This is a genomic window from Solibacillus sp. FSL W7-1324, from assembly GCF_038008025.1.
Lineage (GTDB): Bacteria > Bacillota > Bacilli > Bacillales_A > Planococcaceae > Solibacillus.
Genome location: NZ_JBBOYH010000001.1, coordinates 715085 through 736193, shown reverse-complemented (window position 1 = coordinate 736193; position 21109 = coordinate 715085). Strand labels below are relative to the sequence as shown.

The window sequence follows — 21109 nt, the reverse complement described above, 5'->3', positions numbered from 1 at the left end:
TACTATTTGTTCATTATACAAAATAATTCAATAACTTAAATTGAAGACTTTCCAACATCTTGATAGGTTTTAATTTTACCCATGGATTAATGTAAATCCATCCACCGTTTTCGCTCCTGCTTCCAGAAGCACTTTCTTCGCAAGGTTTAAAGTCGTCCCTGTAGTATAAATATCGTCCACTACAAGTAAATTTTTATCTTTTATTACAGTCGGGTTGATAACTTCAAAAAGTTGCGGCGTTTTTAGACGTTCTTCTCTTGTTTTAAGTGATTGTTGCTCTTTCGAAAGCTTTGTTAATTGGTGGGCAAATGGGATTTTTGCCGCTTTTAGCAATTCATCAACATGCGCGAATGTTCTAAGTTTCAAGTTTTCGGGATGCATCGGAATCGGGATAATAAGGCGGGTTTCGTCTTTAAGCTGTTCGTGAAGGGTTTTGCTGAATACTTTCGCAAGGAGTATATCGTGAAGAAATTTATAACGGTGCAGATAATCTTTCATTGCTTCATTATAATGGAATAAAGATACGACGCTTTCTTCCTGTTGGTGCTCAATTCGTTGAAAGCGCTGTTCACAGCGGGGACAAATAGTTTGAGGCAGTGTATTTAGAAGCAGTTCTTTCCATCCGATATTTTGTTGAAGCTCATGATCACATAAGAGACAATTCAAGATCTGTCTATTCATAACGGTTCATCTCCAATATTTTATTGCGTGCTCCGTCCATTTCCATCGTGATACCATGATGGAAAAATACGATATCACCTTTAGGGTACTGTACATTCCGCCCGACTCTTCCGCTAATTTGTATAAGCGCACTGGATGTGAAGACAGGATTTTCGGCTCCGACTACAGCAACCTGAACATTCTTAATTGTTATTCCGCGTTCCAATATAGTCGTAGTTAATAGACCTTTTCGTTGTTCATTGCGCAGTTGCAGAACTTTTTCTTTCCGGTCGGGGTCTTCGGAATGGACACTTTCAATAGTAGATTCTATCTTTTGAAACAGAGGTTTTGCTTGTTCCATTAATTCGATTGTCGGGAAGAAAATAAGAAAGGGTTCGTTTTTTTCAAGTCTTTGATCTAGCCAGGATTGGAGCTTTTGTGGAATTTTATTTTTCTGAAGTGTCTTTTCATAATTCCAGAGTGCCTGGAATCGAGGTATCGGTAAAAGATGGCCATGGAATCTTCTTGCGATAAATGAGTAGCCCCAGTTTTCTGTTTTCTGCTGCAGGAGTAATTTTTTCGATGGAGTGGCTGTAACGAATGCAATCGGGGCATCCGGTTTTTTCGCTTTCATTACTGCACGTTGCAACGCCTCATCATAGGTATACGGAAAGGCATCCGCTTCATCGACAATCATGACATCAAATGCATGCTCAAACCGGTATAGCTGATGTGTCGTTGCCAGGACAAGTTGTGCGAACTGAGCGTTCGTTTCTGCACCACCGTACAAAGCATGGATCGTAATCTTTTGAAACACCTGTTGAAAACGTGGATACAGCTCTAAGACTACATCTGTCCTAGGTGTTGCCACACAAACTCTCTTTTCAGCTTTAAGTGAATTGTAGATTGCAGAAAAAAGAATCTCTGTTTTTCCTGCGCCACAAACCGCTTCTAAAAGATGATTTTTGTTTTGTGAAATACTTTCTGCGAGTTCATTTGCCGCTTTTTTCTGGTGAGGTGTCAGGTTACCGTTCCATGCAAATTGGATTTGTGATTTTTGTTTTCGGGTGCCAGTTCCTTTCCAGATAATCAGTTCATCACAACTGCACATTCGTCCCATCGTAATACAGTGCCGGCAATAGTGGCAGACTTTTTGACACTTTGCACAGCAAAAGGAAACGAATTTATGTGATTTTTTATTTAGACAACGACGGCAAATCAATTGGGGTTTTGTAGTGACAGCGTGGACCGTTTCAAAATAGCCGCGATTTATATAAGTGTCGATTTTTTTCTGAGAAAATGGTGTGTGGTTGCGGGACCAGATCCGGCCGGTGAAGAAATTTGCGATTGCCGGTTCCGGGATAAGACCAAAGTAACTAGTATGAGTTGGAGAACTTGGTTTGCTTGCGGTACCGTTGATTTTGGGTAGTCTATAGCGTTTTTTCTTTGAGATTGCAGACATAATTTCCGCTCCTTTATTTAATTTTTAATGATATTCGATATTGAGCTAATACTTAAAAAATTCTACTTTCCACATTACTTAAAAAACTTTCTACTTTTCACTCTAAAATTTCTACTTTCCCCCGTTTACGTTCCACTTTCACCTAAAAACTGTCTACTTTCCGTGAAGAAATTTCCACATTCCATCCTAAAACTTCTAATACCGACAACCGCTTCTACTTCTCTCCGTTCACATTCCACTTTCACCTTAAAACTTTCTACTTTCCGTGAAGAAGTTTCCACTTTCCACCCACAAACTTCTAATATCCCTCGCCGCGACCCACCTCCCCACCAAAAACAAAAAACAGCCACTCTCCCTAAGAAGTAGTGACTGTTAAGCCTAAAACAAAATTATTTCTTAATCCATCCCATTGCAATCGCACCTTCACCTAAGTGAGTACCGATTACTGGACCGAAGTAGCTTAGTGTAAAATCGACTGTAGGGTACGTTGCTTCCAAAGACTTCATCCATTCTCGTGCTTCGTCCTCACAGTTGGCGTGAATAACTGTTGCTTGAAGGGCACCGTGCTTTTTGACTGCTGAAGCGAGTTGTTCTTCCACTCGGCGTAGTGCTTTTTTGCGTGTACGGATTTTTTCGAATGGCACGATGACTTTGTTTTGGAATGTTAAAATCGGTTTTACTTGAAGCAATCCGCCGATTAATGCAGCTGCTGCTGATAAACGACCGCCGCGCTGCAGATGCTGTAAATCGTCGACAATAATATAATCATCCATCGAACCTTTCAAATCATTCAAGTGTGCCATAATCTGCTCGCCTGAAGCGCCTTCCGATGCAAGTTTAGCAGCTTCTTTTACATAGAAGCCCTGCAAGTAGGCTGCCACTTCCGAATCAAATGCGTGAACGTTTACGCCTTCCACCATTGCGCCCGCTTGGACAGCACCTTGGAAAGTTCCGCTGATTCCGCTTGATAAGTGAATCGTTACAATTTCATCATAATCTTTTCCTAAAGTTTCAAAAAGCTCGACAAATTTTCCGACAGACGGTTGCGTTGTTTTCGGAAACTCCGCTGCACCGCGCACACGGTCGTAAAATTCTGAAGCTGTAATATCAATTTCTTCATCGTAAAATGTTCCTTCAATGTTTACACTTAGAGGAATCATATGGACATTGTACAAATTTCGTTCTTCAAGTGTTAAATAGGCTGTACTATCTGTAACAATTGCTGTTTTCATCGCTCTCCCACTCTCCTATGTTCACTAGTTTACATGAACTCACTATAATTGTGAACGGTATTTTGCCTTTCTTATAGGGAACTCCACACATTCTCACCTTCGTCACTATATGAAAAAAACATCTTGGCATCCATTCGCGCAAGACGTTTTTACTATATATTATAGAAGTTAAGTTTTTATTCACTGCCGATATAATAAATACTCGAAACTTTCCAGCCGTCTTCCTTTTTCAATACCGTTACTTGGCGGCCGACACCGGATAGTTCGGCTCCTGTTTCGATTTCTTTCGTTTCTGTCGTTAAATTGGAAAATACTTGAGCTTCATCGTCGCTGTATTTTACAATCGTAATATCTTCTGCCGTACGTTTAACATCATATTGATTAAATACGTCGGAAACCGCTTCGATATCTTCGTCATAATTAAAACCTGACGCATTTTTGGAAATTATATTTTTATAACGTTCTAAATCTTTTTCATTAAAGGCTGCAATATATTCATTAAACGCAGATATAATATTATTTTTTTCTTCCTCCGGGACATCTGCCTCTTCCTGAATTGAATCACCCATCATTTCAAAGCCTACAGTACCTTCGTCGATCGTTTTCTGCAGATTTTCAGGTGAAGCTTCTTGTTCATTCCCGCAAGCTGCCAGTACAAAAACCGCTAGTACAGCTACCAACCATTTTTTCATAATTTTACAACCTCCCGCAAAACATTTTAGCACACAATATTGGAAAAACCCATCTTGTACAACATAGCATGTGATGATGTTTTTTCTTATACAAATTTCATTTAAAACATAATTTTCTTTATGAACGAAAAAATTCGAGGTCCGAATTATTTACTATTGCCTTCAAAACATTAGGACGAAACTTGTTCACAGATGTTTCATAGATTAGGTCGGGAAGTCTATTTATTAATCGGGAATAATATGTAAAAATAAAAACAAGGATACAAAAATCGAATCCTTGTTTTAACGTTAAATATGTAATTAACGTACTTCTACCCAGCCGTTTTTGATAGCTGTTACTACTGCTTGTGTACGGTCATTCACATTCATTTTTTGTAAAATACTTGATACATGGTTTTTAACTGTTTTTTCCGAGATGAATAATGTCTCACCGATTGTACGGTTCGATTGGCCATCTGTTAATAATTGAAGCACTTCACATTCACGCTTTGTCAATAAGTGGAATGGGCGGCGAATTTCTGTTTGATGGAAATTACCTTTGTTTTCGTGCTCTGATAGACGGCGGAATTCCGCAACCAGATTTTTTGTTACTTTCGGGTGCAGGTAAGAACCACCGTTAGAAACAACTTTGATCGCTTCAACGATTTCATCGGCATCCATTTCTTTCAGCATGTAGCCAAGTGCACCTGATTTTAATGCGTGTGTTACATATGATTCGTCATCATGAATCGATAAAACCATTACTTTCGCATCCGGATATACAGCAAGTAAATCGGCTGTTGCTTCTACACCGTTTCTGCCCGGCATATTAATATCCATTAATACAACATCCGGTTCGTTTTGTTCATATAAGTTTACGATATCTGTACCGTCATCGCCTTCAGCAACAACCTCGAATGTATCTTCAAAATCTAAAATACGTTTTACCCCTTCACGGAATAATTGGTGATCATCTACAATAATAATTTTCGTCATTTCGAAACCCCCTGGAATTCTGCTATCTTATCTCTTCATCTTTTGTCGGCAATGGAATTTTCATTAAAATCGTTGTTCCTTTACCGATACTGCTGCTAATTTTCAAAGAACCTTTCAGCAGTTCAATTCTTTCTTTCATCCCTATAATACCGAAAGATCCTTCACGAACGCTTTCTGTATCAAATCCAACCCCATTATCTTTTACTACAACATTAATTTCGTCACATAACCACTCTAGTTTAACAATAATCAGGTTTGGTTTTCCGTGTTTCAATGCATTGTTAACACTTTCCTGCACTAAACGGAAAACAGCCACCTCATAATCTGAAGGGATTCTGCGCTCGTTATTATATGAAAGGAACTGAATCTCAACACCCGGATTGTACTCCATAATCGTAGATAAATACTTTTTCAATGTTGGATCAATACCTAGGTCATCAAGTGCCATTGGACGTAAATCATAAATAATGCGGCGTACTTCGGATAAGGCGTTGCGTACGCTTATTTTCAAATCATGGATTTCTTTTAAAGCGGCGTCGGATCCTTTTTCCCGGAAAGTGCGGTCAATTAAATTCGAACGCATCAGCACATTCGCCATCATCTGTGCAGGCCCATCATGAATTTCGCGCGATAAACGCTTTCGTTCTTCTTCCTGGGCTGCGATAATACGTATACCAAAATCCTGTTTAATCTTTGCCTGTTCAAGTGCTGCCCCGACATTTTTCAGGTCAGTCGTCAAAAAGTTAATAACAACATTCACTTGATTCACAATATGATCCGCTCTTTCAATCGTATCATAAAGTGTGCGCAGACGTCTTTCCAAATCATCACGCTTATCTCTTAGCTGCTTTTCACGTTCCCGGCAAAGAGAGACCTTTAATTGTAAATTACTTGTATTTTCATAAGCAGCACGTATTTGCTCTTCTGAATGATTATTGAAACTTTTACTCACAACGACTAATCGCTGTCTAGATAATTGAAGCAACTTTTCCAAGTTATCACTTTCATCTATTATAATCTTAATTTCATGACGCACAACTTCCAGCTCTTGTTGCATCTCTTCGAAGTTTCTGCGGCTTTGTTCGCTTATAATAAATACATCATCTTTTGAACTTGTAATAGTTTCCAACATTCGATTAAATATTACATCAAGCGAGGCGATGTCTATTTGATTGTTTTCTAGCACTTTTTCCCCACCTTACTTAGTCAGAATGCGAACTACTCTATCTTTTTGCTTTGCAACCTACTAATATAGTACATACATATTATATCATTAGTAAATCATTTTTTAAGTTAAATTATAACCACAAATTTGAAATCAAATTGTAATATTAAGGAGAATAGATAATGAGAAATAACTACATTACAGTAAAAGGTTACGGAGAATCAGAAATCATCATATCCAAATCGCGTTTTTTAACTTATGTAGAACGCGTCGAAACAGAAGAAGAAGCGATTCTCTTTATTGATAAAATAAAAAAGATGCATGCATCGGCTACCCATAACTGCTCCTGCTATATGATCGGGGAGCATGATCAGATCCAAAAAGCGAATGATGACGGGGAACCTAGTGGTACTGCAGGCGTCCCTATGTTAGAAGTTCTTAAAAAACAAGGTTTAAAAGATACGGTTGTTGTCGTCACTCGCTATTTCGGCGGCATTAAGCTTGGCGGAGGCGGTTTAATCCGCGCCTACAGTAAAGCAACGACAGAAGGTATCGCAGCTGCTCAAGTTGTTGAGCGAAAATTACATTATTTAATGAAAATTGGGATTGATTATGTGTGGTTGGGGAAAATAGAAAATGAGATACGCGGTTCCCACTACCCTCTTCATGATATTCAGTATGCCGAAAATGTAGAAATTTATGTACACGTTTTAAAAGAAGATGAACAAACTTTCATTGACTGGATTACAGAACTGACAAATGGCCAGGCAGTCATCACACAAGAAGATGCGCTTTTTATCGAGTTTTTGAAAGAATAGTGTAATTAAGCGACATATAATACATGATTTCGTAACTTTACGACAAAAGTAGATTGTAGTATATTAGATAAGATTATGAACATTGATTATACCCAATTTAATAGAGTTACCTATCCCCAGACTAGAGGAGAATCTTTATGAAAACAAGGCAAAATAAAAAGAAAGGCTCTTCGAAATTCAGATTGTTTCTTAAAGTTACGACGCTTTTGACTCTTTCGCTCGTAATTTGTGCAACAGCGTACGGTGTCTATTTGACGAAGCAAGCCGAACATGCTGCAAACAGTGCATATGAAGTAATCGAAGACCGTAAAATTCCGGAACAACGTGAAGTAAAAGTAGAGCCGGCTCAAGACAATGTTTCAATTTTAATTTTAGGTGTCGATGATAGTGAAAAGCGCGGTCAAGGTGCAGATAATTCCCGCACAGATGCCCTCCTGCTTGCCACTTTAAACAATAAAACTAAATCAGTTAAACTAGTGAGTATCCCACGTGATTCATATGTTTACATCCCCCATATCGGATATAACGATAAAATCAACCATGCGCACGCTCGTGGTGGCACACTAGCTTCAATTGAAACTGTAGAAGAATTATTTGATATTCCGATTGATTACTACATGCGTGTAAACTTTAATGCCTTCATCGATATTGTAGATGCATTAGGCGGGATTGAAGCAGAAGTACCATATGTAATGAATGAAAAAGATGAATTCGACCGTAATACAGTAAGACTGCAACCTGGTCTCCAAACATTGGATGGTCGTCAAGCATTGGCACTTGCACGTACACGTAAACAGGACAATGACATTGAACGCGGTAAACGCCAACAAGAAATCATTAAGGCGATTGCAACAAAAGCAGCATCATTTACATCCATTTCAAAATACGATGATATTTTATCAGCTGTCGGAAACAATATGAAGACAGATATGACATTTACAGAAATGAAATCTTTCTTCAGCTATTTAACAAACGGCATGCCCCGTATTGATACATTGACATTGGAAGGCTATGACGATATGTCGACAGGCGTTTATTATTACAAGTTGGATCAAGAAGCACTTGAAGAAACGAGCCATATTTTAAAAAGTCATTTAGGACTTACTCCTGAATCGACAAACATTTCAGGCACAAGCTCACAATCAAATTCAGCTTATACAACAAGAACGGATACAGATACACAATAAGATGAGCCAACCTCCGCCAATGATGCGGGGGTTGGTTTTTTTATTTGGGGTTTCTACCTATAATAGGGTGTGTATATCCGTCATTAAAATTCACACTTTCTTCTTTTTCGACCATTTATTCTACTTTTCCCTGAACAGTTTCTACTTTCGCTGTGAAACTTTCTACTTATAGTTCAATCCGTTCCACTTTCCCCACACAACTTTCTACATTCCCCCTATGCTTTGCAAAAAAATCCCCAAAACAAAAAAACAAGCAAACAGCATAATGCCATTTACTTGTTTCGGTCATTTCATTTATTAAATATTCTTACAAGGTTGAGTAACGGTTTATAGTTTTTGCCGGCAAGGCCGATAATTTCTACAAACAGCTCAATCGCCACTAATATTACGGCAATGAGTAAAATCGCGCCCCAAACTTTTGCCATCGAGAAGATGACAGCAGCGAGACCGAACATTGCAGCCATTGCATAAATAATCGTCACAGTTTGACGATGCGAGAATCCTAAATCCAATAAACGGTGGTGTAAATGCGATTTATCCGGATCCGACCACTTTTTACCGCTGCGCAAACGACGCACGATTGCGAAGAACGTATCAGAAATCGGAACTCCTAACATAATAACCGGGATAACGAACGAGATCACCGCTACGTTTTTAAATCCTAGTAGTGCGAGCACCGAAATCATAAATCCTAAAAACAGTGCACCTGTGTCCCCCATGAAAATTTTCGCGGGGTGGAAGTTGAAAAACAGGAATCCGATTGTTGCAGCCGCCAAAATTGCAGCCATTGCGATAACAATGCCATTCCCCATGATCATTGCCATTACAGCCAATGTCATTAAAGCAATTGTGGATACACCAGCAGCTAGTCCATCAAGACCATCAATTAAGTTAATTGCATTTGTAATACCGACAATCCAAATGATTGTGAACGGAATTCCTAACCAGCCGAATTCCAGTTCCCCACCAAATGGTAAGTTAATATTGTCAATTTGAATACCGCCGACAAATACAACAATACAGGCAGCGATCACTTGGCCAAGCAATTTAGCTTTAGCGGAAATTTCACGCATATCGTCAACGATACCTGTTGCTACAATAATTGTCGCGGCGATTAAAATCGCGTATAAGTAGTCACTTTCGAAGTTCGTGACAAATTTTAAAAGTAATATCCCGATCATAAACGCACCAAAAATTGCTAAACCGCCTAATCGTGGCATAATGCGTGCATGCACTTTACGATAGTTCGGGGCATCTACAGCTCCAAGGCGAAAAGCCAATCGCTTCACAAGCGGAGTTAGTATAATAGCAGCAATAAAAGCTACGATTAAAGACACGTAAATCATGTCTCTCCTCCTTAATTTTTGTAGTATAAAGCATTACAATAAATCGCCTTTTGGAGATTCATTAAAAACTCTACATTTTTATTCACCATAAGTATAGCATGAACAAATCATAAAATATAGCTTAAATTCCTTCCACTATTTATTCAGCTCACATAAATTTAACATCTATTAATCTTCTCCTACATTACTAATTTCTTTGAAAGCTTTCAAATTATCAAATAATTATCATTATTAATTTGGTTCCTATCCAGATTATTTATATTGCTCCTATGAATTCCCTTTTGGTCAGTAGTCTTTTTGTGCATTATTTGATAAAATAACGAAGTGTCTACTATATTAAAGTAGCCAATTTCAAAGGAGAGTAAAATAATGTTCTCAATTTTCAAACGTAATAAAGAGCAAACAAGTGCTCGAGAGCTCAAGAGATACTACAAAACAGTAGAGCAGATTAACAGCCTCGAAGCAACATATAGTCCCATGTCTGACGAAGAACTTCGCAATATGACATTTACATTTAAAGAACGTCTAGAAAACGGAACAGAGCTCGTTGATATTATTCCTGACGCATTTGCTGTTGTCCGTGAAGCTTCTAAACGTGTATTAAACATGCGCCACTTTGATGTGCAGCTAATCGGTGGTCTTGTACTTACTGAAGGTAATATTGCCGAAATGCCGACTGGTGAAGGTAAAACACTTGTTGCCTCACTTCCATCTTACGTACGCGCATTGGAGGGTAAAGGTGTACATGTTATTACGGTAAACGATTACCTTGCAAAACGTGACTTCGAATTAATCGGTCAAATCCACCGTTTCCTAGGATTAACAGTTGGGCTGAATGTTCCGATGATGGAACCAGGAGATAAAAAGGAAGCGTATAATGCGGATATTACATACGGTGTCGGGACGGAATTCGGTTTCGATTATTTACGTGATAATATGGCACATACAATTGGCGATAAAGTACAGCGACCATACCACTTCGCAATCATCGATGAAGTGGATTCTGTATTGATCGACGAAGCGAAAACACCTTTAATCATTGCTGGTAAAATGGGAGCAAACGAAGAACTGCATCGCATTGCTGCAATGTTAGCGAAACGTTTCAAGGTTGAGGAAGATTATGATTTCGATGACGAAACAAAAGCAACTTCGTTAACTGATCAAGGAATTGAAAAAGTTGAAGCGGCTTTTGGTGTTGATAACTTATACGATTTGGAACATCAAACACTATACCATTACGTAATTCAGGCAGTACGTGCACACGTTATGTTTGAACGTGACGTTGATTACATCGTACGTGAAGACAAAATTGAATTAGTTGATATGTTTACTGGCCGTATTATGGAAGGCCGTTCACTATCTGACGGTTTACACCAGGCGATCGAAGCGAAAGAAGGCGTGACAATCACTGAGGAAAACAAAGCACAGGCCCAAGTAACAATTCAGAACTATTTCCGTATGTACCCTAAGTTATCAGGGATGACAGGTACTGCTAAAACTCAGGAAAAAGAAATTTTAGAAGTTTACGGTATGCGTGTTATTCAAATACCGACAAACCGTCCGCGTCGTCGCTTGGACCAGCCTGATATCGTATTTGAAACAATCGAGCAAAAATATGAGTATGTGGCTCAGGAAGTATTGCGCCGCCATAAAAATGGACAGCCAGTACTAGTAGGAACAACTTCTATTCTACAATCCGAAAAAGTAGCGGATTACTTGAAAAAACACGGATTACAGTTCCAATTATTAAATGCGAAAACAGTCGAACAAGAGGTTGAGTTAATCTCGGAAGCAGGACAAAAAAGTCGTATTACCGTTGCAACAAATATGGCTGGACGTGGTACGGATATCGTATTAGGTGAAGGCGTTGAAGAGCTTGGCGGTTTATTTGTAATCGGTACCGAAAAGCATGAAAGCCGTCGTGTAGATAACCAGTTGCGTGGACGCTCCGGTCGTCAAGGGGATTTAGGTGAAAGTCAGTTCATCCTTTCGATTGAAGACGACATGTTCAAGCGTTTTGCTAAAGATGATGTCGAGAAGTTCCGCAAGAAAATGACAACGAATGAAATCGGGTTAATTCAAAATAAAGAAGTGACAGAGCTGATCGAACGTACACAACGTATCGTTGAAGGCGCTCACTTCTCAATGCGTGAATACAATTTAAAACTGGACGATGTTATTAATGAACAACGTCGCATTGTGTATGATTTACGTGACAGAGTCTTGAAAAATGAGGATATTATTCCTCTGTTAGTTCGAATGATGTATGAAACGGTGGATTTTGCTGTTCGTGAAAATGCACCCGAGGATAAAGATGTTGCTGAGTGGGACTTCGATAAAATGGAGAAAACCGTAAATTCCTTATTTATTGAACCAGTCAAAGTAGATCGTGATGAAACAAAGGTCAAAAATTTACTAGATACAATGGATCCTCCAGTTAAGCAATTAAAAGCGGTAATTGAAAGCTTTGAGGAAAATGAACAAATTATGGCGGTTATTCCTAAGGTAATGCTAAGTTTCATCGATCATATGTGGGTAAAACATTTAGAACAAATGGCCCACTTAAAAGAAGGAATCGGGTTACGTCATTATCAGCAAGAAGATCCAATGCGTATTTATCAACGCGAAGGATTAGAATTATTCGGTAAAAACTATCAGGAACTTCGCCGCACAATTGTAGAAGAGCTTGTAACATTTATGAAAAACATTACGATGAATGTGGAGGAATAGCATATGGGTTTATTTGATTTATTTAAAAAAGGTGACAAAGTAGGTAAAGACAGTGCTGTAGATTCATCATCTGTTGTAAAAACATCTGATGAAACTTCTAAAAAAGGTGCTGACCGTGATGTCATAACAAAATTGTCATTCCATCCTGAATGGGATGTTCCACAAGAGCAAAAGTATGTATTTAACTTCCTGGCAAATGATTTAGCACCATTAAAGCCAAATCAATTATCATTGGCTGCAATTAATATTGAGCCATCACTTGCAAACGGATCATGGAATGTAAAAGCATTTTTCCGTTCTTCATTATCCGAGGCTATTGAATTAGGCGAAATCGAATTATTAATTTTAGATAAAGACGATAACCGTATCGCTTCACATTACTTTGATTTCAAAGAACTTGGTGTCATTCCAGCAGAAAGTGCACGCCCTTGGATATTCACCTTCCCTGCTTCTTCAATTACAGCAGACGAAGTACCTGAAGAAGGTTGGAAAATTTCATTCAATTTGCTTTCATTACGCGGTCACCAATTAGATTTGGATGAAACTTGGAAAAAACAATTACCAGAAGATCAACAAGAAAAATTAGCAGAAATTGTGAAAGGTTTACCGAAGTTAGGAAAAACAGAAGTAAACTTTACAGGTTTGCAAGCTAAGATGAATAATGATGGCAGTTTACACGCATCTATTTTCATTCGTAATGGTCATGATAAGGCCATTAACCTGGAACAGTTACCTCTTGAAATTATGGATGCACGCAATGTCGTAGTTGCAAAAGGTTCGTTTAAATTAGATCCTGTCTTATCAGTACAACCTAATACGACAAAACCTTGGACATTCATCTTCCCTAAAGAATTAGTAACAGTTAAAGGTATTGACCTTTCTCGCTGGACAGCTCGCGTTCCACAATAGTTTTAATATGCAGCATCTGGAAGTCATTTATTTGGCTTCCGGATGCTGTTTTTTTATGGTGCATCCTGATTATAATTGACACTTTTACGAGAAAAGTAGAACATTTCTTTGTATATATAGAACGAAGCGCTAATAATGTGGAAATTTCAGAGGTTATGTAGAATGTTTCGAGGCTAATGTGGAATTATTTACTTAAAATGTACCCTCTTCATCACAGTTCCATCTATTAATCTACCAACACTTGACTCAAAAGCAGAACTCAAACTCACAATCAATACCCATTCTTTATTTCGAAACAAACTAAAAAATCCCCCACCCTATAAAGGTGAGAGATTGTAATTACGAATTTTGCAGTATGTAGTAGTGTGTATAATCTATGTATTATTCTGCTTCTGGTGTATTGTCTACATCTGAATCGTCTGCAGCCGCTACAATCGCTTCTGCTGTGGAGAAGTTCGCGATACGTTTAGCACCTACGTACTTTTTCCCCCAGTAATATTTGTCGTTAATGCTTGTTTTAATAACACCCTTGCTTGTAGAAGCATGAATGAATTTTCCTGAACCAATGTAAATCCCTACATGAGAGATGCGTTTGCCTGATGTGTTGAAAAATACTAAATCGCCTGGCTCAAGGTCGGCTTTCTTAACTTTCGTACCTTGTGTGTACATTTCTGAAGATGTGCGATTCAGTGATGTGATGCCTAGTTCTTTAAATACATGACGTACATAGCCTGAGCAGTCAAAGCCTTTTGCTGATGTACCGCCGTATGAATAGCGAACTCCTAAATATTTTGAAGAGACTTCTTTTAACTCATCAATTGAGTAAGCCGTTTCTGCAGAAGCTTCATTTTCATTTACCGGTGCGAAGAAAATTACGAAGGCTGCTGCCAAAGTTAGTACGGTGTTGCGTAATAATTTCAAGTAATCCATCGTGTTCCTCCAACCAATTAATAATTTTCTGAAAACTTAATTGATATTAGGTTAACACGGGATTCTATTTTATAACATTACAGTTATGTAACAACAAAGTTACATTTACCCGTTTTGAAATAACTTCAAACATTGCCAAAGAACCTATTTTTAATAGGGATTTTAAACTAATATCCAAACAATTACCGCTATTAATTGTAATATTAATCAATATTCAAAGCGTTTTTCGTAACATTTGTAATATTACGATGAATTCCTGTAACAAAAAAAGAACTAATATGTGCTTTTTCAACAACACACACTAGTTCTTCATCCTATTATTTTAAATTATTAAGTCGTTTATATGCGACAAAGCGCTCAGCCCAATATTTTTCCTGAACATTAGAAATCGTAATACCTTTCGATCCCGCATGGATAAATTCATTGTTCCCTAAATAGATACCCATATGTGAAATCGTCGGGATAAATGTATTTTTGAAAAATACTAAATCACCCGGTACAGGTTGCGTCACTTTTGTCGTATCCTGTTCGAAATACATAAGGCTGCTTTTACGATCCATCTGGACTCCGACTGAATTAAATATGTAGTTTACAAAGCCGCTGCAGTCAAATCCTTCTATTGTTGTTCCGCCATATTTATAAGGTGTACCTAATACAGCGTTAGCCGCTTGAATAGCTTGTCCGTATAGGCGCTCTGTTTGTTGGGAAACCTTCCCCGGCAGTGCAACTTCCTTCTTTAACTGTTTTTCAATCGCTTCGTCTGCTGTTTGACTGAAATTAATTTCTGCCTCTACTGTTTTGGCAGAAGGAGCTTCAACAGCCAAGTCTTTAGTTGTCTGCTGGCTGATTGTCAGCTTTTGACCAACTTTAATCGCATCAGATTTTAAATTGTTCAACTGTTTAATGCTTGCTACCGAGATACTGTACTTTTTAGCGATCTTTGTTAAATTATCCCCTTTTATAACCGTATGAGATACTGTATTTTGCGGACTTTCAACTTTTTCCTCTACAACAGAAACTGCCGTCGTTTTTGGTGCAGTTGTTGCAGCAGCCGCTTTGGTTACTGCCGGTGATTTGCTCACTGCATTTACTGCACTTTTTGCTGGCGCAACAACCAGTTTTTGTGCGATAAAAATGCGATCCTGAGATAGGTTGTTCCATTGTTTAAGCTGATTGATCGTCGTATTGTGCGCTTTCGCAATTTTTGTTAACGTATCGCCATGTTTCACCGTATAAGTGGACGCTTCGGCATCTGGTGCGACGAATAAGGCTAGTGAAAACGTTAAACCTGTCAACACTACCTTCCATTTCTTATTCAATATGAAAACTCCCCCATTTCACTGAAACTAAATTTTACTCTATTTTACTTAATATTTAATAGAGTATTCAACCCTCTTTTTTTGAGAAAATTCTACAGATAAATTCATTTTCTTCCTTATTATTATACTCATATATTAATAATCGGAAATAGAAGTTCAAAAACATTTCATAGTTACTGAATTGGCGCAATTTGTTTTCTGAAAATAAGCTTGTATTTTAATAATTATATGATAGAATTAGTTCTTGTTGAAAGATTTAAATTTTTAGAAAACTTTGTATTTTCAAATTAAAGGAGTTTAGTCAACATGAATAGCAAGTCAAGTTTTTTCCGTGAGAATATCGCGGTAGGTTTTATGTTATTTGCATTATTCCTAGGTGCAGGTAATATTATATTCCCACCACAATTAGGTCAAATGGCAGGGGAAAATATTGTAATATCCATGATCGGATTTTTAATAACAGGAGTTGGGCTGCCTCTATTAGGTATTATTGCCGTAGCAAAAAACGGCGGAGATTTAGAAGTATTGGCTGGCCGAATTAATCCGTATTTCGGCATAATTTTCACTTCGATAATTTACTTATCAATCGGACCATTCTTTGCGATTCCACGTACTGGCGCTGTATCATATTCAATCGGTGTGGAACCATTTTTATCAGAAGCAATGAAAGGTAGCTGGGTTCCATTATTCATTACAACACTTATCTTTTTCGGAATCACATTCTACTTAGCATATAACCCTACAAAAATCGTCGACCGTGTAGGTAAAATTTTAACACCTGCTCTTCTAATCGTTATTTGTTTACTTGCGATTAAAGCCGTCATTACTCCATTAGGCGAAGCTGGTGAAGCGCAGGGGCCATATATTAATAACGCATTTGGTGAATCGTTCATTCAAGGTTACTTAACGATGGACGTACTTGCATCACTCGTATTCGGGATTGTTATTGTTCAATCATTAGTTGGCCGTGGCATAACGGACAGAGCAAGACAGGTTAAAATTACAATTTTCGCAGGGATTGTCGCTGCAATTGGTTTAGCATTTGTTTATGTATCGTTAGGTTACATTGGGGTAACAAGTACATCGGCTATTGGCTTCCATGAAGATGGCGGTACAATTATTTCTTTGGCAGCACAGCAGCTATACGGACAAGCCGGTAAAATTATTTTATCAGCGGTTATCATTTTAGCTTGTTTAACAACATCTGTAGGTCTTTTATCTGCAAACGCAACATTTTTCAATAAGATTTTCCCGAAAATTTCTTACCAAACATACTTAGTGATTTTCGCATTATTCAGCTTCGGTGTTTCAAACTTCGGATTAGCTGATTTAATTAAATTGTCGTTACCTGTGTTAGTTGCAATTTATCCGTTCGCCATTGTGTTAATGGTTTTTGCACTATTCGGAAATTTATTCAACCACGCACCGAGCGTATATGGTATGGCTTTAATTTTCACAGGTATTGTTGCAATCTATGATGGTATCAAAACTGCCGGCTTTGAAATTGAAGCATACGATAATTTTTTATCAATCTTCCCGTTTTATGAGCAAGGCATCGCATGGGTTGTCCCTGCATTAGTCGGCGGTGTTATCGGCTACATTATGTATTTAGCAAAACGAAAATAAGTTTAACTATCTTTTAGGGGGTAAGTTATAAGTGTAAAAACTTGTAACTTACCCTCTTTTATTGACTAATAATAGCTTAAAATATTTTTTATCCTCCCCATAAATCCGGGAAGTTTTCATGATAAAATATGGTAATATCCCTATCATGGCATTACGCATTACATTATAGAAAAATAAAATTGATGAGGTGGACTCATGCTAAAAAAACATTTATCAGCAATACTGTTTTTCATCATGTGCCTGGCTGTGCCTTTAACAGTACTAGGTGCTCCTTTAGATGAGGCAAAACAGATTGTTAAGGAAAACTATGTAGGGAATGTTAGCGGTGACATCAATCATGCCACAAGCCTTGAGCAACTGGCAGAAATGCTCGATCCCTATTCTGCTTATTTTACGCCGGAAGAATTCGATGAGTTTATTAATGGCGTGGACCTTACTACTGTAGGTATCGGTGTCGTCATTGAGAAAGTAGAAAGCGGTATTCAGATTTCCGAACTGATTGATGGTGGCAGTGCAAAAAATGCAGGTCTAAAAGTTGGCGATATCATCACAGAGATCGATGGGAAACCTGTTGCTGATCTAACTATCGACCAGGCTTCTTCCCGTATAAAGGGAGCGGCAAATACAACAGTCTCAATTACGGTTACACGTGAAGACGGCACTGTTTTAACGAAAAAATTAACACGTAAATCTTTCTCTCTTCCTAATGTGGAAACAAAGATTTTGTACGGAAATACGGGCTATATTTCATTGAATTCATTTTCAAATGATACGGCAAGCCTTGTATCGAAAGCAATTCGCGATTTGAAAAATAAAGGGGCAAAATCATTTATTTTCGATTTGCAAAATAACGGAGGGGGCTATGTTACAGCAGCAGAACAGCTTATCGGAATGTTTCCGAATGCCACGTATGCATACAAACTGAAGGAAACTTCGGGGACGTCTATTGTACGTTCGATGAAGCAATCGACGACATTCCCTGAAAATACGAAAATGCTAGTAAATAGATATAGTGCAAGTTCATCTGAAATGACTGCAGCAGCACTTGCTGACCAAAAAGCAGTCACGCTTTACGGAGAAACAACTTACGGGAAAGGTTCCATGCAGGCCTTTTATGAGCTTGAAGATGGCAGCTTTCTAAAATTAACAGTAGGTCATTTTTATGGTCCAAACGGCACGAAAATAAATGAAGTCGGGGTTAAACCACATATTAAAACAGTGAGTGACCCGCTTTATCAGGCACATTATGACACAATCGCTTCAAACTTAAAAAACTATAAAGAACTTGCTGCATTAAAGAATGTTCCATTAAATAAAACTTTCACGATCAAGTTCTCCGCTAAACTGGCAAAAGATCTTGCATCTTCTTCCGTTGAACTAGTCGAGTTAGGTGCAGATACCGTAAAAACCACGTACAAATTATCAGGTCAACAGCTCGTTGTAACACCAGCAAAAGAGTTAACAGCCGGCAAGGAATATGCCCTTATCGTTCATCCTAAAGTGAAAAATGAAAAAGGCAAAAATTTAAAAACCGGTGTTTATTTACATGTAACAACAAAACAGTAAACGAAAAAAGAGACGATTTGCGCATTGGCAATCGTCTCTTTCAATTTCACGAGTGTACTAAACTTAGTTCCGTTGCAAAATAAATCATGCAAATATCTTTTGCCAGCTGTTCCGGATCCGTTTTTTTCGTAAGTAAATTTGTCAATGTCAGTCTTTCCACCGAACCAACAAGACTTTCTGCCAGAATAGTAACATCCACCAGCTTTACAACATTGGAATCATTTAATTGTGTGTTAAGGATATGTATTAGTTTAGAAACGAGCATTTCCTTCACGGCCGTTGATTGCTCTGCTTCATAAAAACCGATTTTCGTTAAGTTAGGATTTTCGATAAAATAATTAAAAATATGTGTCAGGCTTCCCTGAATAAGATCGATTCCGAATTTTCCGTCATTTATGCCATTAGCTGAACTAGAAAAAATATCAGTTAATTCATTGTGGAATTTCTCATTTAAATCGTTAAATAATGTTTCTTTACTTTGAAAATATAGATAAAAGGTCGGCTGTGTTAAATTTGCCGATTTCACAATATCACTGATTTTTGTTTGATGATAACCATATGTAGAAAATAGCTCAATTGCTTTTTCCAATAATAATTTTTTACTTTTTTCACCGCATGAATTTACACGTCGTCCTCTTGCCATACTACTTCTCCACCCTTATCTCTATTTTAGATGTTTAGTATTTATATTAAATTCCAAAATTATTCCACTTATGATTATATAGTAAAGTTTTTTTAAAATAAAGTTTTCCGTCGTATAACTAACATTTCTCCTTAATATCAGCGTCCAATTGACATAACTTAGCAATAATTTATATTTAATTATCCATAAATTGTCCTGTTATGTGGATAAATAGCATGAGCGAAAAGGGAAAATTTTTTTTTATCGCTGCCTTAGTCAGGAGATATTAAAAAGGCGTATCCTATAAAATTTAAGGATACGCGCTTCATCAAATTAATTTTTTCTTGAAATCTTACCTTTTACTTTACCAGTAATTTGCTGCAGCTCATCCATCTTGAACGCAAACAGTAATAACATATAGCTGATTGATGCAACAATAAAAGTAGCAATTATATGAAGCCATTTCTGATCAATGACAATCCATTGTGCAATTGCCCAGTTAATAGCGACAAAAATCAGTCCAATGATGATCAACTTAAACAGCTGACCGATGTTTTTGTCCAGAAGTTTTAACTGATACTTACTTTGAAGCACTATGACAAGCAACAGGAAGTTTACGATGGCACTAATCAACGTCCCTAAGGCAACTGCATTCGCACCCATTTCATCGATTGTCGCCATTACAACCGCAATATTTACACCGAATACCGTTAAAATACTGAAAATCATTGGTAACACGGAGTTACCTTTCGCATAGTAGAAACGTGTAATGTACGTGTTGGCAGCAAGGAAGAACATCGTCGTACTGAATACTTGCAGCAATGGCGCTGTAATTGCTGTAGATGCTGCACCAAATTCTTTATATTCAAATATGATGCGGACAACACCTTCTGCCTGGAAGTAGAAGAACACCGAAACAGGCAATACGAGTAAATATAATAAACGCATCCCGCGAACATAAAGCTGTTTTACCGACTCTGTATCCCCTTCTCCCTCTTTTTTGCTGAGTAACGGGAAAATAACCGTCGTTACAGCAGTCATTAAAATCGCCTGCGGGAACTGGGACATTTTCGTTGCATAGTTCATCGCCGATGGTACACCGGCTTCCAGCATATTCGTAAAGAACCGTTGAATTAAAATATAAAGCTGTGCCGTCGCACCGCCAAGCATAATCGGCAACGCAACTCTCCATAGCATTTTCTGATCTTCAGCCTGTTTAAAATTTGGCTTGAAAGACATTTCTTTAACATTCCGAACCCCGAATACAAGGAACAGGAACATACAAATCGCTCCGACTAGTGCCCCGATTCCCATTCCGATCGGTCCCATTGTGATCGATAGGATTACGGATACGAGTAAAAATGAACCGTTATAAATAAGTACGGAAAATGCCGATAAATGATAACGACCCTGCACATTTAAAATACCGCTCATCCAAGTCGATAAAACAAGCACAATCGTCGATGGCATCATCCAGTAGTATAGTGAGCGCAGCATTTCGTACTCTGCCTGATCCTCAACTTGGAAAAACTGCATTAATATCGGATCAGCCAACGCCATAAATAAAATGACAATGAGCGTAATCGAAACGACAATTGTTGTAAACGTTCGCTGTATATATTCCGTAAGGCTCGATGATGTCTTATGGTAAATAGATATAAACGCTGTCGTAAACGCTCCGCCGATAACTAAATATAAAAAGTTTGGAATTGTATAAGCATTAATAATACTATCTGAATATACAGTTGTACCAAATTCAATCCCGATATATGTTTCACGGGCAAAGCCGACCAGACGCGCTAAAATATTAATAACCGCGACTGCTCCTATTATTTTTAAAATTCCTTTCAACGCTTATCACATTCCTTTA

At 37.9% G+C, this 21109-nt stretch carries 17 protein-coding genes; 6 read left to right on the top strand and 11 right to left on the bottom strand.

Translation table 11 applies throughout. The features are described 5' to 3' along the window. Positions 1–75: 75 nt before the first annotated feature. The 6 genes from MKY71_RS03445 to MKY71_RS03420 form a co-directional block, all read right to left on the bottom strand. Entirely contained in the window at positions 76–681 is a 606-nt protein-coding gene (locus MKY71_RS03445; RefSeq protein ID WP_340731615.1) for a ComF family protein, read from the bottom strand. After that, positions 674–2122, bottom strand: coding sequence for a DEAD/DEAH box helicase (locus MKY71_RS03440; protein ID WP_340731614.1), 1449 nt, complete (start codon positions 2120–2122; stop codon positions 674–676). Before MKY71_RS03440 ends, MKY71_RS03445 begins: the two co-directional genes overlap by 8 nt. A gap of 389 nt (positions 2123–2511) precedes the next feature. Then, positions 2512–3354, bottom strand: coding sequence for a DegV family protein (locus tag MKY71_RS03435; protein ID WP_340731613.1), 843 nt, complete (start codon positions 3352–3354; stop codon positions 2512–2514). A gap of 176 nt (positions 3355–3530) precedes the next feature. Beyond that, a complete protein-coding gene (locus tag MKY71_RS03430) occupies positions 3531–4046 on the bottom strand; it encodes a nuclear transport factor 2 family protein (protein ID WP_340731612.1) in 516 nt (171 codons plus the stop codon). Between the two features lie 300 nt (positions 4047–4346). Further along, entirely contained in the window at positions 4347–5021 is a 675-nt protein-coding gene (locus MKY71_RS03425; RefSeq protein ID WP_340731611.1) for a response regulator transcription factor, read from the bottom strand. 22 nt (positions 5022–5043) lie between these two features. Next, positions 5044–6207, bottom strand: coding sequence for a sensor histidine kinase (locus MKY71_RS03420; protein WP_340731610.1), 1164 nt, complete (start codon positions 6205–6207; stop codon positions 5044–5046). Between the two features lie 161 nt (positions 6208–6368). Between MKY71_RS03420 and MKY71_RS03415 the strand changes: the two genes are divergently transcribed. After that, a complete protein-coding gene (locus MKY71_RS03415; protein ID WP_340731609.1) occupies positions 6369–7004 on the top strand; it encodes a YigZ family protein in 636 nt (211 codons plus the stop codon). A gap of 137 nt (positions 7005–7141) precedes the next feature. Next, positions 7142–8191: an LCP family protein gene (locus tag MKY71_RS03410; protein WP_339197691.1), complete on the top strand. Its 1050-nt coding sequence runs from the start codon at positions 7142–7144 to the stop codon at positions 8189–8191. A 290-nt stretch (positions 8192–8481) separates the two neighbouring features. On the opposite strand, the gene MKY71_RS03405 is transcribed toward MKY71_RS03410, so the two are convergent. After that, entirely contained in the window at positions 8482–9537 is a 1056-nt protein-coding gene (locus MKY71_RS03405; RefSeq protein WP_251689785.1) for a glycosyltransferase family 4 protein, read from the bottom strand. A gap of 369 nt (positions 9538–9906) precedes the next feature. Here MKY71_RS03405 and secA2 point away from each other — a divergent pair, with 369 nt between their 5' ends. Both secA2 and MKY71_RS03395 read left to right on the top strand, forming a co-directional pair. Next, positions 9907–12267 carry an accessory Sec system translocase SecA2 gene (secA2, locus tag MKY71_RS03400; RefSeq protein WP_340731608.1) on the top strand — a complete coding sequence of 787 codons (2361 nt, stop codon included), beginning with the start codon at positions 9907–9909 and terminating at the stop codon, positions 12265–12267. A gap of 3 nt (positions 12268–12270) precedes the next feature. Beyond that, a complete protein-coding gene (locus tag MKY71_RS03395; protein ID WP_339197686.1) occupies positions 12271–13176 on the top strand; it encodes an accessory Sec system S-layer assembly protein in 906 nt (301 codons plus the stop codon). Positions 13177–13557: 381 nt separating this feature from the next. Here the strand turns inward: MKY71_RS03395 and MKY71_RS03390 are convergent, their stop codons facing one another. Then, entirely contained in the window at positions 13558–14106 is a 549-nt protein-coding gene (locus MKY71_RS03390) for a C40 family peptidase (protein WP_339197685.1), read from the bottom strand. A 317-nt stretch (positions 14107–14423) separates the two neighbouring features. Continuing rightward, positions 14424–15425 (bottom strand): C40 family peptidase, encoded by a 1002-nt coding sequence (locus MKY71_RS03385; RefSeq protein ID WP_340731607.1) that lies wholly within the window; start codon positions 15423–15425, stop codon positions 14424–14426. A 306-nt stretch (positions 15426–15731) separates the two neighbouring features. On the opposite strand from MKY71_RS03385, the gene brnQ reads away from it, so the two are divergent. Continuing rightward, positions 15732–17051: a branched-chain amino acid transport system II carrier protein gene (gene brnQ, locus MKY71_RS03380; RefSeq protein ID WP_339175244.1), complete on the top strand. Its 1320-nt coding sequence runs from the start codon at positions 15732–15734 to the stop codon at positions 17049–17051. A 195-nt stretch (positions 17052–17246) separates the two neighbouring features. Next, entirely contained in the window at positions 17247–18617 is a 1371-nt protein-coding gene (locus MKY71_RS03375; protein ID WP_340731606.1) for a S41 family peptidase, read from the top strand. Positions 18618–18663: 46 nt separating this feature from the next. Here the strand turns inward: MKY71_RS03375 and MKY71_RS03370 are convergent, their stop codons facing one another. Beyond that, entirely contained in the window at positions 18664–19260 is a 597-nt protein-coding gene (locus MKY71_RS03370) for a TetR/AcrR family transcriptional regulator (protein WP_340731605.1), read from the bottom strand. A gap of 312 nt (positions 19261–19572) precedes the next feature. Continuing rightward, positions 19573–21090 (bottom strand): murein biosynthesis integral membrane protein MurJ, encoded by a 1518-nt coding sequence (murJ, locus tag MKY71_RS03365; RefSeq protein WP_340731604.1) that lies wholly within the window; start codon positions 21088–21090, stop codon positions 19573–19575. Between the last annotated feature and the right edge of the window lie 19 nt (positions 21091–21109).

Coding starts and splice junctions, on each gene's coding strand:
- MKY71_RS03445 (WP_340731615.1), bottom strand. CDS start 681: ATGAATAGACAGATCTTGAATTGTCTCTTATGTGATCATGAGCTTCAA.
- MKY71_RS03440 (WP_340731614.1), bottom strand. CDS start 2,122: ATGTCTGCAATCTCAAAGAAAAAACGCTATAGACTACCCAAAATCAAC.
- MKY71_RS03435 (WP_340731613.1), bottom strand. CDS start 3,354: ATGAAAACAGCAATTGTTACAGATAGTACAGCCTATTTAACACTTGAA.
- MKY71_RS03430 (WP_340731612.1), bottom strand. CDS start 4,046: ATGAAAAAATGGTTGGTAGCTGTACTAGCGGTTTTTGTACTGGCAGCT.
- MKY71_RS03425 (WP_340731611.1), bottom strand. CDS start 5,021: ATGACGAAAATTATTATTGTAGATGATCACCAATTATTCCGTGAAGGG.
- MKY71_RS03415 (WP_340731609.1), top strand. CDS start 6,369: ATGAGAAATAACTACATTACAGTAAAAGGTTACGGAGAATCAGAAATC.
- MKY71_RS03410 (WP_339197691.1), top strand. CDS start 7,142: ATGAAAACAAGGCAAAATAAAAAGAAAGGCTCTTCGAAATTCAGATTG.
- MKY71_RS03405 (WP_251689785.1), bottom strand. CDS start 9,537: ATGATTTACGTGTCTTTAATCGTAGCTTTTATTGCTGCTATTATACTA.
- secA2 (WP_340731608.1), top strand. CDS start 9,907: ATGTTCTCAATTTTCAAACGTAATAAAGAGCAAACAAGTGCTCGAGAG.
- MKY71_RS03395 (WP_339197686.1), top strand. CDS start 12,271: ATGGGTTTATTTGATTTATTTAAAAAAGGTGACAAAGTAGGTAAAGAC.
- MKY71_RS03390 (WP_339197685.1), bottom strand. CDS start 14,106: ATGGATTACTTGAAATTATTACGCAACACCGTACTAACTTTGGCAGCA.
- brnQ (WP_339175244.1), top strand. CDS start 15,732: ATGAATAGCAAGTCAAGTTTTTTCCGTGAGAATATCGCGGTAGGTTTT.
- MKY71_RS03375 (WP_340731606.1), top strand. CDS start 17,247: ATGCTAAAAAAACATTTATCAGCAATACTGTTTTTCATCATGTGCCTG.
- MKY71_RS03370 (WP_340731605.1), bottom strand. CDS start 19,260: ATGGCAAGAGGACGACGTGTAAATTCATGCGGTGAAAAAAGTAAAAAA.